The sequence below is a fragment of the Brevundimonas sp. SL161 genome, from assembly GCF_049896985.1.
Lineage (GTDB): Bacteria > Pseudomonadota > Alphaproteobacteria > Caulobacterales > Caulobacteraceae > Brevundimonas.
In genome coordinates this window covers 1-11,811 of the sequence record NZ_JAFCVJ010000046.1, presented here as the reverse complement: position 1 = coordinate 11,811, position 11,811 = coordinate 1, and the positions used below count along the sequence as shown (strand labels likewise).

The window sequence follows — 11,811 nt, the reverse complement described above, 5'->3', positions numbered from 1 at the left end:
CCTGATCGCGACCCTCGCCCTGATCGGCGGCTCGATGCTCTATTCCTGGATCAGAACCCGCGACGCCCGGGACGGGCCGGAACGCCCGACCCACTGAGCTTCCCGATCAGCGGCGTGATGGTGTCGGCCCTGACGGACTGGCGTCATGACGACATCGGGCCGCGCTCCAGGGCGCGAAGAACCTCCTGGGCCAACAACCCGGCGGGTCCGCCCATGCCGCGCGTGGACACCAGGGCGATCTCGCTGTCGCTGAGCGGCGGCAGGGGGTCGCCGAGAACGGTCAGGTCACGCGGGGCCATGGCGGCCGGCAGGACACCGACGCCAAGGCCGGCCCGAAGCGCCGCCATCTGGCCCGCGAGACTGGGCGAGGTGAAGGAGGCGCGAAAGGCGAGGCCGGCCCCTTCCAGCGCGCCCAGCGCCCGCTTGCGATAGATGTCAGGAGCCGGAGCGACGATCAGGGGCAGAGGGGACGCCTCCAGGATCGACGGGTCGAGCGCCACCCAGACCAGGGGCTCGCTCCAGACCCGAACGCCGAGCTCGGGCCCAACCGGCTCACGCTTGATCAGGGCGAGATCGAGCAGCCCGCGTGACATCTGGTCGAGCAGATTGGCTGTGTAGTCGCACGTCACGGACAGCTTGATGCGGGGATGGTTGCGCGCAAAGCCACCGAGGATGCCTGGCAGATGCATCGTCGCGACGTCCTCTGGCGCGCCGAACCGTACCTCGCCCTCCAGATCGCCCTCGCCGAGCGTGGAAACGATTTCGTCGTTCAACCGCAAGAGCCGGCGCGCCTGCGGCAGCAGGCCGGCGCCTTCCGTCGTGACGGCCACGCCCTTGCCCGCCCGATCCAGAAGCGGTGACCTCAGTTGATCCTCCAGTCTGCGGATCTGCAGACTGACGGCGGGCTGGGTTCGTCCCAACAGGGCGGCCGCCCGAGTGAAGCTCCCCGTTTCCACGACCGTCACGAACGTTCGAAGGAGGTCGAGCTCGAGATTGACCAGGCGCGACTTCACATCATTCGAATCCGTTATAGAGAATATTACTCTAATAAACTGGATCGGATGAATCGTCGAGGGCAGAGGACGCCAGCCTCATACGGACGCCACTGAATGCCCGACCTTTCCGCCAGCCTCGCCCTCCTCACCTCGCCCGCGATCCTGTTCTTCTTCCTCGGCGCGGCCGCCGCCTTCGCGCGATCGGACCTGTCCATACCGGAACCGATCGCCAAGGCGCTGTCGCTCTATCTGATGCTCTGCATCGGCTTCAAGGGCGGGGTGGAGGCGCGCGCGGCGGGGCTGAATGGCGATTTCCTGTCCGCCGGCGCCATCGGCATAGCGCTCAGCGCCCTGATGCCGCTCGTCGCCTTCGTCATTCTCAAACGGATGCCGAGGCTCGATCGTTCGACGGCCTGCGCCCTCGCGGCCACCTACGGGTCCGTTTCGGTGGTGACCTTCGCCGCCGGCCAGCAGCATCTTGCCGCCGTCGGTCTCGCATCGGGCGGCTATATGGCGGCCGTCCTCGCCCTGATGGAGACCCCGGCCATCCTCACGGCCTTGCTTCTGCTGAACGGCGCCGGCCGCGGTGAGCCCGGGAAACGCAGAGCGGTCCTGAGGGAGGTCTTCTTCGGCGCCGCCACCATCATGCTGCTGGGCAGCTTTCTGGTGGGCCTGGTCGCGGGCGCGGCGGGGATGGCCAAGCTGGAACTGTTCGTCGGCCCCCTTTTCCAGGGCGCGCTGTGCTTCTTCCTGCTGGACATCGGCCTGATTGCTGCGCGCAGGCTGATGGAGGGCGGGCGCAAACTAAGCCCTGCAGTCGTCGCCTTTGCTCTAGGGTTTCCCCTCCTCTCGGCAGGCCTTGCGCTTGGACTGGCGCGGCTCGTCGGGCTCGGCGTCGGCAACGCGGCCCTGCTCACGATCCTGGCTGGCTCAGCATCCTATATCGCCGTACCCGCCGCCATGCGGCTTGCGGCGCCCAAGGCGGACGCAGGCGTCTTCGTGACGGCGTCTCTGGCCATCACCTTCCCCTTCAACCTGACGGTCGGCATCGCCCTCTATACCGCTGCGGCTGTCTGGCTCTGGAGGTGAATACGCCCTCGAATCGCCAACCCCCTTCATCCCCAAGACCATCCTCCGGAAATCGCCGGACTTCTCACGGAGCCAGTATGAACATCCTTTCCCTCATCACTGCCGCCGCCCTGATCTCGACGGGTGCGCCGATGTCAGCCCGGGCGATGCCCACGTCCCAGACGACGCAGACCTGTCCGGCCGCGACGACGGCCGACATCGAAGCGCAGTTCGGGCGCTTCTCCAAAGCCTGGGCCACGCGTGATCCTGATGTCGTGACCGCCCTGTTCACCGGTGAACCGGTTCTGTTGCCGACCGTCTCCAACACGCCCCGCACCACGCCTGCCGGCGTTCGGGACTATTTCGTCAGCTTCCTGAGAAATCAGCCCGTGGCGCGGCTCGATACCAGCGCCATCGAGGTCGACTGCCACACCGCCTCGCGGGTCGGGACCTGGACGGTCACCCTGACCGACGCGGCGACGGGTCAGACGCGTGACGTCCACGCCCGCTACTCGTTCATCTACCGGTTCGAGGACGACGCCTGGAAGATCGACCATCTGCATTCCTCGATGATGCCCGAGGCCGCGCCGGTCCCTGCGCTGCACTGAGGGCCCATGCCGTTCTTCGCTCTTGCGGCGATTGCAATTCCCAGACCCGGAAAACGGAACGGAGCCTTCCATGGGCCAGAGAATCGATACGCCTTGCGCAGATCTGGAGACGATCGACGCGCACATTCACTGGGTTCTGGAACACCCCGACATGAGCCCATGGCTCAAGTCGGCCCTGAAGTCCTCATTGATCGAGGATCCGATCGATCTGACCAATGACCTCCAGATACTCGCCAATCTGATCGTGTCGCGGAGCAGCCTCTTGTTGCGCCACTCGCCTTGCTATGAGGCCCGGTGATGACGCGACGAGCTGCTCCGAGACCGTGAGGCCGGTCACGCAATCGGCGCGACATCGCAAAGCCTCCAGGGCAGGGTCTCGCCCGCCTGGAACGGCACGACTTCGCCCTCGGGCAGCATGTTGATCCGCTGGGGAACGACGACATCGACCCGTTCCAAGACGATGCTGTCGGTGTTCAGCGGCAGGCCGTAGAAGCGCGGGCCATGTTCGGAGGCGAAGGCCTCGAGTTTGTCCAGCGCGCCGTCTTCGTCGAACGTCGCGGCATAGCTCTCGATCGCGAAAGGCGCGTTGAAGATGCCGGCGCAGCCGCAAGCGGACTCTTTTCGTCCGATCAGGTGCGGCGCAGAATCCGTCCCGAGAAAGAATTTCGGCGACCCTGACATGGCCGCGCGCCGCAGGGCGAGCCTGTGCCGCTCGCGCTTGGCCACCGGCAGACAATAGAGGTGCGGGCGAATGCCGCCCGCGAACATGGCGTTGCGATTGATCCGCAGATGATGGGGCGTGATGGTCGCCGCCAGGTTCGGGCCTCCGCTCTCGACAAACGCGACCGCATCAGAGGTGGTGATGTGCTCGAACACCGTTCTGAGCGCCGGGAAATCGACGGCGATCTTCGAGTAAACGCGCTCTATGAAGACCGCTTCACGATCGAAGACGTCGACGTCCGGGTCCGTCACCTCTCCGTGGAGCAGCAAAGGCATGCCGAGCCGCTGCAGTCGCTCCAGCACAGAATAGATTTTGCGGATGTCGGTGACGCCGTGATCGGCATTGGTGGTCGCATGGGCGGGATAGAGTTTGCAGGCGGTGAACACTCCGGCCTCATATCCGCGCGCGATCTCATCGGGATCAGAGTCGTCGGTGAGATAGCAGATCATTAAGGGTTCGAACGCGAGACCGGGATCCAAAGCCTCACGGATTCGCACCCGATAGGCCTCGGCGGCGGCGACCATGGTGATCGGCGGCGTCAGATTGGGCATGACGATCGCGCGCCGGAACTGGCGCGCCGTGTGGTCGACAATCGACCCCAACATCGGGCCGTCGCGAAGATGAACGTGCCAGTCGTCCGGGGCACGGATCCTCAGCCGGGTCGGGTTTGATGGTTCCTGCATTCCGGCAGCCTAGCCTTGCCTGACAGAGAAGGTAAGCGCTCGGGGCTTGCCACGTAGACCTTGAGCCGCCCCACCCCACCGGCGTCGGCCACCACCCGCGGCAACCTCGGCCATGAAGGAGCGGTCAGGCCAAGGAGCCCGAGATGCAAGAGCCGCAGGGAACCGACGCGAATTCAAGGTCGACGACGGGCGTCGAGCGGCTGTTACAGTTCCAACCGCTGCGGCGAGACATCGAGGCAGGTCACAAGCTCTGCAATGTCATTGAAAGAATTGTCGGGCGGCATAGAAGGTTGGACTGTGCGTCGAACAAAAACAACGACTTGCCAACGCTGCCTGCCACTCAGCGCAGCCGCTTTCGCCACAAAAGACTGGACTAAGCCCTCCCGTCGCCAATGAAGCTTGGACTCAATGAGGCGTTATAGCGTCGATGTTGTCGACGATCTCTTTCAAGCGGTCACTCAAGCCTATCACGCTCATCGCTTGGACCAAGTGCTCTCGGCCGGCATGCTCTAAAACTACCGCTAGAACGGCGTCTGAATGGCGAAGCGGAGCGACAAGGTTTTCGCCGCTCGGCCCGTTCTTCCCTTCGAACCAGTTCCGGACGGCACGCTCATTCGCCCCGGTGATCCGGCAAACCTCTTTGCGAGCGGACGGGGTCGATCCCCATTCGCTCTGCATGGCACCGGCGATGACCTCGGCGAAGGGCCAAGGATCATAGTCCGGTGGCTCGTGAAAAGATTTTCCCTTTTTGGACTGAAAAGTTCGGTCCTTTTTCTGAAACGACATTCCACCAACCTCCTCGTACGGTCGTCGTTCTCAAGGCAGTTCCGGCTGTTAGCCGGCGGTGATTTTGGCGCTCGTATTATGACGTTAGTGACCAACGAAGATGGTGACTCTGGTCGGAAAATGATCCGGGCGGTGCAGTACGTCCGTATGTCGACGGAGCACCAGAAATACTCGACTGAAAACCAAGCTGAGATCATCGCCTGCTACGCGGAAGCACGCGGGATGGGGATCGTAAAAACATACGCCGACGCCGGAAAAAGTGGGCTTCGGCTTGAAGGCCGCGTGGCGCTTCAGCAGTTGCTCGCTGATGTCCGCAGCGGCGCCGCAAACTTTACCGTTATTCTGGTCTACGACGTCAGCCGGTGGGGCCGGTTTCAGGACACTGACGAGAGCGCCTACCACGAGTTCATCTGCCGCGAAGCCGGCATCACCATTCAGTATTGCGCCGAGCAGTTCGAAAATGATGGCAGCCTGAGCGCAACGATCATCAAGAGCATGAAGCGTGCGATGGCTGGCGAGTACAGCCGCGAGCTTTCTGCCAAGGTTTTCACCGGGCAATGTCGGCTGATTACTCTCGGTTTTCGCCAGGGCGGCGCCGCAGGCTTCGGGCTACGGCGTCGGCTGGTTGATGACCGCGGCGAGACGAAGGCCGAACTGAACCGAGGGGAACAGAAAAGTCTTCAGACCGATCGAGTGATCCTAACTCCGGGTCCGCCAGAAGAGGTTGAACTCGTCCGGCGCCTTTACCGCATGTTCGTTGTGCAGAGGAGAACGGAAAGCGAGATCGCCGCCGCATTGAACGCCGAGGGTTGGCTGACCGACCTTGGTCGCCGCTGGACCCGAGGGGTCGTCCACCAGATCCTCACCAACGAAAAATACGTCGGCAACAACGTTTACAACCGCATCTCTTACAAGCTGAAGGCGCGACGGGTCACTAACACGCCGGACATGTGGGTTCGGGCTGACGGTGTGTTCGAGGGTATCGTTGATCGAGATTTCTTCGAGGCCGCTCAGCGCATTGTACAGGATCGCTCGAAGCGGTTCAGCGACCAGGAACTGCTCGACCACCTATCGACGCTGCTGGCAGAAAAAGGATGGCTGTCCGGCATCGTGATCGACGAGGTCGAGGACATGCCGTCCAGCTCGACCTTTCGCCAGCGTTTCGGAAGCTTGATACGCGCCTACCAGCTCGTCGGCTACTCCCCCGGGCGAGACTACAGGTATGTCGAAACGAACCGGGCCCTGCGTGCAATGCATCCCGATGTCGTCGCTTCCGTGACGCAGCAGATCGTTGAATTGGGCGCGACGGTCCGCCGGGACGAAGCAAGCGACCTTCTGCGGGTGAATGACGAATTCTCCACTTCGGTCGTTATCGTCAGGTGCAACGAGACGCCGGCCGGCGGTCTGCGTTGGAAGGTCCGCTTAGACCAGGGTCTCCGCCCTGACATCACGATTGCCGTTCGGATGAACGCGGGGAACGAGGCCATCCGCGACTACTATCTGCTGCCTTGGACCGACGTAGGGAACGCGGCTAATCTCAAACTCGCCCCGGAAAACGGTGTGGTGCTCGACGCCTATCGCTTTGAGACTCTCGACCCCTTTTTCGACCTGACCCGTCGCTCAGCGCTGCGTGCAGCATGACAGAGACCGTCCCCGAGATCCGCATGATCCAGGTAGATGCGGTGACGATTTTGAACCCACGCGTTCGTAACAAGCGCATCTTTCAGGAGCTCGTCACGAGCATCGCCCATCTGGGCCTGAAGAAGCCGATCACGGTTAGTCAGCGGCCCGGCAAAGCACGCTACGATTTGGTCTGCGGTCAGGGGAGGCTAGAGGCCTTCATCGCGCTCGGCCAAGCCGAAATTCCCGCAATCATTGTCGACGCCAGCGAAGACGATTGCCTCGTTATGAGCTTGGTCGAAAATCTTGCGCGCCGTCAACACACCCCCCTGGAACTCGTTCGTGCGATTGGATCGCTACGAGAGCGCGGCTACTCCCACAGCGAGATCGCGTCGAAGGTAGACTTCAGCAACGAGTACGTTGGCGCGATTTGCTACCTCCTTGAAAACGGCGAAGAGAAGCTGATCAACGCCGTGGAGCGCGGCGTTATTCCGCACACCATTGCGATGGAGATCGCCAGAGCGAAGGAAGGCGAAGTGCAGCAAGCCTTAGCGCTGCTGTACGAAGAAAAGGCGATCCCAGGCAATCAGGTCCTGGCGATCAGGCAGATCATCGAGCAGCGCAACACAAGCGGCAAAGGCGTGCATCGCCATAAAGTGCCCCAGCGCGCTTTCAAACGCGTGACATCAGATGCTCTGATCCGCTCCCTTCAGCGAGAAACTGAACGCCAAAAGCAACTCGTCCGGCGTGCAGCCATTGCGCGTAGCCGGCTACTCTTTGTGACCAACGCCATGAAGCGTCTGCTCGACGATGATCATTTCGTAGCGCTGATGCGAGCCGAGGGTCTCACCACCGTCCCGTCAGCCTTGGCTGAGCGGATTGGTCACGAGCGGGTGTAGGTGTGACAGAGCACGTCAAAATCTCGTTCGAGCAGCCCGTTCGGGTCTTCCCGCTCGACGACATCTTGCCGTCGAAAATGCTGTCGGCGGCGCTGAAAGAGTCGACGAAATACAAACGTATCGCCGCGTCGATCGCTGAGGTGGGGTTGGTCGAACCCCTCGTCGTATCAAGAGCCAAAAGCGGTCGTCCGCTTTTACTTCTCGACGGCCACGTCCGGTTGAGCGCACTGCGAGATCAAGGCACCCACGAAGCGCGCTGTCTCATCGCCGATGATGATGAGGCATTTACGTACAACAAGCGGGTAAACCGGCTTGCCACGATCCAGGAGCACTACATGATTGTGCGGGCTCTGGAGCGCGGCGTTTCCGAGCAAAAGCTTGCCCGCGCGCTAGACGTCGATGTCGGCGCCATTCGGCAACGCCGCGATCTCCTCAACGGGATCAGCGCCGACGTCACTGAGCTTCCAAAGGATAAGCCAGTCGGCACCCACGCCTTCCAAGCCCTCAAAAAGATGAAGCCAATCCGCCAGCTTGAGGTCGCCGAGCTCATGGTGTCAGCCAACAATTACGGTGCCAACTACGCCAAGGCTCTGCTGGCGACGACCAAACCTTCGGAGCTTCATCGGCCGGACCAGCTGAAAAAGGCGACAGGGCTGAACGCCGAGCAGATGGCTCGGATTGAGCGCGAAATGGCTTCCGTCAACCATGACTATAAGGAGCTCGAAGTGTCTTACGGCGACGACATGCTGCTGCTCGTTATCGCTTCTGGGTTCTTGGAACGCATCCTGACCAAGCCGGAGATCGTCCGTTTCCTTGAAACGCGCCATCCGGAAATCCTGGAGAACTTCCGGTCGATCGTGGCGTCAAGTTCGCTAGATCAGCCCGTAGCGAAGGCGGCCTGAGATCGCGGAATGGGTTTTGGGGACCGGGACCCATAAAGCCTCGGGACCGTCGGAGAAGCCGCCGGAGGGGCGGATCGAGGGCGGTGGCGGGAATGGCGGCGAACCCGTTCAGAGCCCGCTAGGTTGGTCGTTATCAGATCAACCGGGGCCGGCCTGCGGCCGGCCCTCGCCTGCGACTACGTACCCCTCCGGTGAGGGCCGCCTTGCGGGGACGGGGTGGGGCCGGGATGCTGCGCTGGTAAGGAGTCCTTATGAGCGCTGATAGCTGTGCAGCATGCCCCATGTGATGGTGATGACGGGGCCGGAGCGCCGGCGTCGGTGGAGCGATGAGGATCGGCGCCGGATCTTGATGGCCGCCTTCACGCCTGGGGCGGTCGTGGCCGATGTGTCGCGCGAGTACGACGTCTCGACCAGCCTGATCTACAAGTGGCGCCGGGAGGTTGTGGCGGCGCGGGCCGAAGCGCAGTTTGTCCCGGCGCTGATTGTCGATGCGCCGGGCGCCCAGGAGCCTGCGGCTCGATCGGAGCCGGCGATCATCGTCGAGCTGCGCGGCGGAGCCCGGGTGACGATTTGCCCGGCCGCGTCGGCTTCCATGGTCAGCGCGGCGCTGCGGGCGTTGCGATGATCCCGATCCCGAGCGGGGTCCGGGTGTGGATCGCCAGCGGCCATACGGATATGCGCAAGGGCATGCCGGGTTTGGTCCTGCTGGTGCAGGAAGCCCTGGGCCGAGACCCGTTCGCGGGCGACGTCTATGTCTTCCGGGGCCGCGGCGGATCGCTGATCAAGGCGGTTTGGCACGATGGGATCGGGCTGTCGCTCTATGCCAAGCGGCTGGATCGCGGACGGTTCATCTGGCCCCAGACCGTGGGCGGCGTGGTGGCGCTCACCGCCGGTCAGATGAGCTATCTGCTGGAGGGTATCGACTGGCGTAACCCGCAGCTCACCTGGCGGCCGCAGGCGGCGGGCTGAGGCGCAAAAAACTTCGTCGGGCGTGCAGATAGGGGCGCCTCAAGCGGCGAGTTTTATGATTCTATCCGAGTCATGGACGCCGAGCCGACCCCCACCGCGCAAGACCTTGAAGCGCTGAAGGCGGCGTTGGCGAGGGCGCAGACCGAGCTCGCCGAGGCCCGCGCCCAGCGGTCCGATGACCAGGCCCTGATCGCGCACCTGAAGCTGGAGATCGCCAAGCTCAACCGTCAGCGGTACGGCCCGCACGCCGAGCGCACCGCCCGGCTGCTGGATCAGATGGAGCTGCAGCTCGAAGAGCTGGAGGCCTCGGCCACCGAGGACGAGATCGCCGCCGAGGCGGCTGCCGCCAAGACCACGACGGTGGCGGCCTTCACGCGCCAGCGGCCCGCCCGCAAGCCGTTCCCGGAGCATCTGCCCCGAGAGCGGGTCATCGTGCCGGGATCCGGTGTCTGTCTGTGCTGCGGGGGCACGCGCCTGAGCAGGCTCGGCGAGGATGTCACCGAGACGCTGGAGGTGGTCCCCAGATCGTGGAAGGTGATCCAGCATGTGCGCGAGAAGTTCACCTGCCGCGACTGCGAGAAGATCAGCCAGGCGCCAGCGCCGTTCCATGTGATCCCGCGCGGCTGGGCCGGCCCAAGCCTGCTGGCGATGATCGCCTTCGAGAAGTTCGGCCAGCATCAACCCCTCAACCGCCAGGCCGAGCGCTATGCCCGCGAAGGCGTGCCCCTGAGCCTGTCCACCCTCGCCGACCAGGTGGGCGCGGTCTGCACAGTGATGGCGCCGATCTTCGAGCGCCTCGAGGCCCATGTGTTCGCCGCCGAGCGGCTGCATGGCGACGACACCACCGTGCCGGTCCTGGCCAAGGGCAAGACCGCCACCGGCCGATGTTGGGTCTACGAGAGCCTGAAGCGGGCATTCAGGGCGGAGATCGACTTGGAGGCCTGGTCCGAACTTAACTCCACCGTCAGCCGCGCTTTCCCAAGGCCGTCCACCGGCCGCGTCTGCGTCAAGGTCATCAACCACTTCGGCGACGAGGTGCAGAAGGTTTTCCAGGTCTCTTTGATGGCAAGGCGGAGCATCAGCGACACCGAGATCGGCCTAATCAAGGCCATGGGGTCGGCCTAAGCCTACGTTCAAGCCGCCGCGACATCAGCCGCGCAAATGATCGAGCCAGCGCAGAAGCTCGATCATTTCCCGACAGTGTGCGCGGGTGATGGAACGGATAGGCGTATCGCTACCCAAGAGGGACAGAGCCTGTCTCCGAGTTGTCTCGTAAGCCATCCTTGTTCGTGGCGACCAGTCCCGAGTGGGGTCAGTCATGTAGGTGTCGTAGACCTCGCGGAGCGTCAGGCTGACGACCGCCTCGGTAGAAGAAGCCTCGGCGCGGATCGCCAGTTTCGCATCGGCCATCGACAGAATTTTGTGATCGACCGGTAGCCCGGCTTGCGAACGAGCAGCCTCAAAATATCGCTCAATCGAGGCGGCGATTTCATGGGAACGACGCAGGGCGACCGTGGGGCTGTCCGTCCCCAACGACCGCCAGATTTCCCTCTTGCCCACAATCGTCAGCAGCGGTGTCGGCACTCGTCGCCGGCAATAAAGCCTACCGGCTCGCCACAGGATGTGGGATCGTTTGTGTAGCAGTCGCCCCGCTGTTTTCCCGAGGGTTTACGGGAGCTTGATCCCAGATCGTGGTCGGGATTGTGTAGCAGGGTTGTGTAGCAATCGTCCGAAGACGGTCCCCCAGACGGTAAATCCGCAGTGTTTACAGGTGTGGGGGAGAAAATGGCGCGCCCGGAAAGCTTGTGAGTCATGTCCGCCCGTGTCCAAGTGTGTGCAAATCCGTCCAAAAGCTGTTTGATTTCCGATACTTATCATTCCATGGTAAGCTGGCACCGTTCATGGATGTGCGCCCCAATCCAGCGCCAAATTTATGAACGGAGTTATGAATGAGGCAGTGAGGTTTGCTTGACACGACCAATGCATCGGCTCTCCGCGAGAGCGGTCGCCTGTCAAAAGAGGCCAGGCATTTATGCGGATGGCGCAGGACTGTACCTTCGAGTTCAGGGTGGGAATGCGAGATCATGTGTCTACATTTTCTCCCTTGAGGGGCGACGGCGCGAAATGGGCCTCGGCGCTCCTCCAGCGGTTGGCCTAGCCCGCGCGAGGGAGAAAGCGCAGGCGGCCCGCGAGAGCGTCGCGGACGGAATTGATCCCATTGCCCGCCGGCGAACTCGCCTCGATACGCCGACCTTTGGTGAGATGGCTGACGCTTTCATCGAGGATCGAAAGGCTTCGGTCCGATCGGACAATTCGATCGCTAGGTGGAAGCGCTCGATAGGAGAAGGCGGCTACGCAGACAGTCTGCGGGCGTCGCGAGTCGACCGAATACAGACCGACGATGTGCTCGGCGTTCTTCGCCCGTTGTGGGAGAGCCATCCGTCTAGGTGATGTGGACAAAGTGGATTCCCAAATCAGCTGATCGCTGATTCAAGGCTGTTCTTTGCGGAGAGCAGCCATGGTTCGTGGTTTGATGTCGGATGCGGAGTGGGCGTTCTTC

Annotated in this window: 13 protein-coding genes and 1 pseudogene; 10 read left to right on the top strand and 4 right to left on the bottom strand. The window is 62.7% G+C overall.

Features of this window, described 5'->3' with window-relative positions; translation table 11 throughout:
- Positions 1 to 143: 143 nt before the first annotated feature.
- The gene (locus ACP7AU_RS16990) at positions 144 to 1,013 is read right to left on the bottom strand and encodes a LysR substrate-binding domain-containing protein (RefSeq protein WP_426038348.1); all 870 of its coding nucleotides are present in this window, start codon (positions 1,011 to 1,013) and stop codon (positions 144 to 146) included.
- 96 nt (positions 1,014 to 1,109) lie between these two features.
- On the opposite strand from ACP7AU_RS16990, the gene ACP7AU_RS16985 reads away from it, so the two are divergent.
- From ACP7AU_RS16985 to ACP7AU_RS16975, 3 genes are all read left to right on the top strand, one after another.
- A complete protein-coding gene (locus ACP7AU_RS16985; protein WP_426038346.1) occupies positions 1,110 to 2,084 on the top strand; it encodes a sodium-dependent bicarbonate transport family permease in 975 nt (324 codons plus the stop codon).
- A gap of 77 nt (positions 2,085 to 2,161) precedes the next feature.
- Complete coding sequence (locus ACP7AU_RS16980) at positions 2,162 to 2,671, top strand: SgcJ/EcaC family oxidoreductase (RefSeq protein ID WP_426038344.1); 510 nt, start codon at positions 2,162 to 2,164, stop codon at positions 2,669 to 2,671.
- A gap of 70 nt (positions 2,672 to 2,741) precedes the next feature.
- Positions 2,742 to 2,969 (top strand): hypothetical protein, encoded by a 228-nt coding sequence (locus ACP7AU_RS16975; RefSeq protein WP_426052174.1) that lies wholly within the window; start codon positions 2,742 to 2,744, stop codon positions 2,967 to 2,969.
- 35 nt (positions 2,970 to 3,004) lie between these two features.
- Here the strand turns inward: ACP7AU_RS16975 and pyrC are convergent, their stop codons facing one another.
- Positions 3,005 to 4,075, bottom strand: coding sequence for a dihydroorotase (pyrC, locus tag ACP7AU_RS16970; protein ID WP_426052173.1), 1,071 nt, complete (start codon positions 4,073 to 4,075; stop codon positions 3,005 to 3,007).
- Positions 4,076 to 4,480: 405 nt separating this feature from the next.
- Complete coding sequence (locus ACP7AU_RS16965; protein WP_426052172.1) at positions 4,481 to 4,861, bottom strand: hypothetical protein; 381 nt, start codon at positions 4,859 to 4,861, stop codon at positions 4,481 to 4,483.
- Positions 4,862 to 4,948: 87 nt separating this feature from the next.
- Between ACP7AU_RS16965 and ACP7AU_RS16960 the strand changes: the two genes are divergently transcribed.
- From ACP7AU_RS16960 to tnpC, 6 genes and pseudogenes are all read left to right on the top strand, one after another.
- Positions 4,949 to 6,502: a recombinase family protein gene (locus ACP7AU_RS16960; RefSeq protein WP_426052171.1), complete on the top strand. Its 1,554-nt coding sequence runs from the start codon at positions 4,949 to 4,951 to the stop codon at positions 6,500 to 6,502.
- A gap of 23 nt (positions 6,503 to 6,525) precedes the next feature.
- Positions 6,526 to 7,380: a plasmid partitioning protein RepB C-terminal domain-containing protein gene (locus tag ACP7AU_RS16955; RefSeq protein ID WP_426052170.1), complete on the top strand. Its 855-nt coding sequence runs from the start codon at positions 6,526 to 6,528 to the stop codon at positions 7,378 to 7,380.
- 2 nt (positions 7,381 to 7,382) lie between these two features.
- Positions 7,383 to 8,282, top strand: a complete 900-nt coding sequence (locus ACP7AU_RS16950) for a plasmid partitioning protein RepB C-terminal domain-containing protein (protein WP_426052169.1) — start codon at positions 7,383 to 7,385, stop codon at positions 8,280 to 8,282.
- Positions 8,283 to 8,556: 274 nt separating this feature from the next.
- On the top strand, positions 8,557 to 8,907 hold the full coding sequence (gene tnpA / locus ACP7AU_RS16945) for an IS66-like element accessory protein TnpA (protein WP_426052168.1): 351 nt from the start codon (positions 8,557 to 8,559) through the stop codon (positions 8,905 to 8,907).
- Positions 8,904 to 9,251 (top strand): IS66 family insertion sequence element accessory protein TnpB, encoded by a 348-nt coding sequence (gene tnpB, locus ACP7AU_RS16940; protein WP_426052167.1) that lies wholly within the window; start codon positions 8,904 to 8,906, stop codon positions 9,249 to 9,251. The genes tnpA and tnpB overlap by 4 nt, the downstream gene beginning before the upstream one ends.
- 72 nt (positions 9,252 to 9,323) lie before the next feature.
- Positions 9,324 to 10,169, top strand: a pseudogene (gene tnpC, locus ACP7AU_RS16935) (IS66 family transposase); the annotation flags it as partial.
- 231 nt (positions 10,170 to 10,400) lie between these two features.
- Here the strand turns inward: tnpC and ACP7AU_RS16930 are convergent.
- Positions 10,401 to 10,871 (bottom strand): DUF6538 domain-containing protein, encoded by a 471-nt coding sequence (locus tag ACP7AU_RS16930; RefSeq protein WP_426052175.1) that lies wholly within the window; start codon positions 10,869 to 10,871, stop codon positions 10,401 to 10,403.
- A gap of 360 nt (positions 10,872 to 11,231) precedes the next feature.
- Between ACP7AU_RS16930 and ACP7AU_RS16925 the strand changes: the two genes are divergently transcribed.
- On the top strand, positions 11,232 to 11,702 hold the full coding sequence (locus ACP7AU_RS16925; protein ID WP_426052166.1) for an Arm DNA-binding domain-containing protein: 471 nt from the start codon (positions 11,232 to 11,234) through the stop codon (positions 11,700 to 11,702).
- Positions 11,703 to 11,811: the final 109 nt, after the last annotated feature.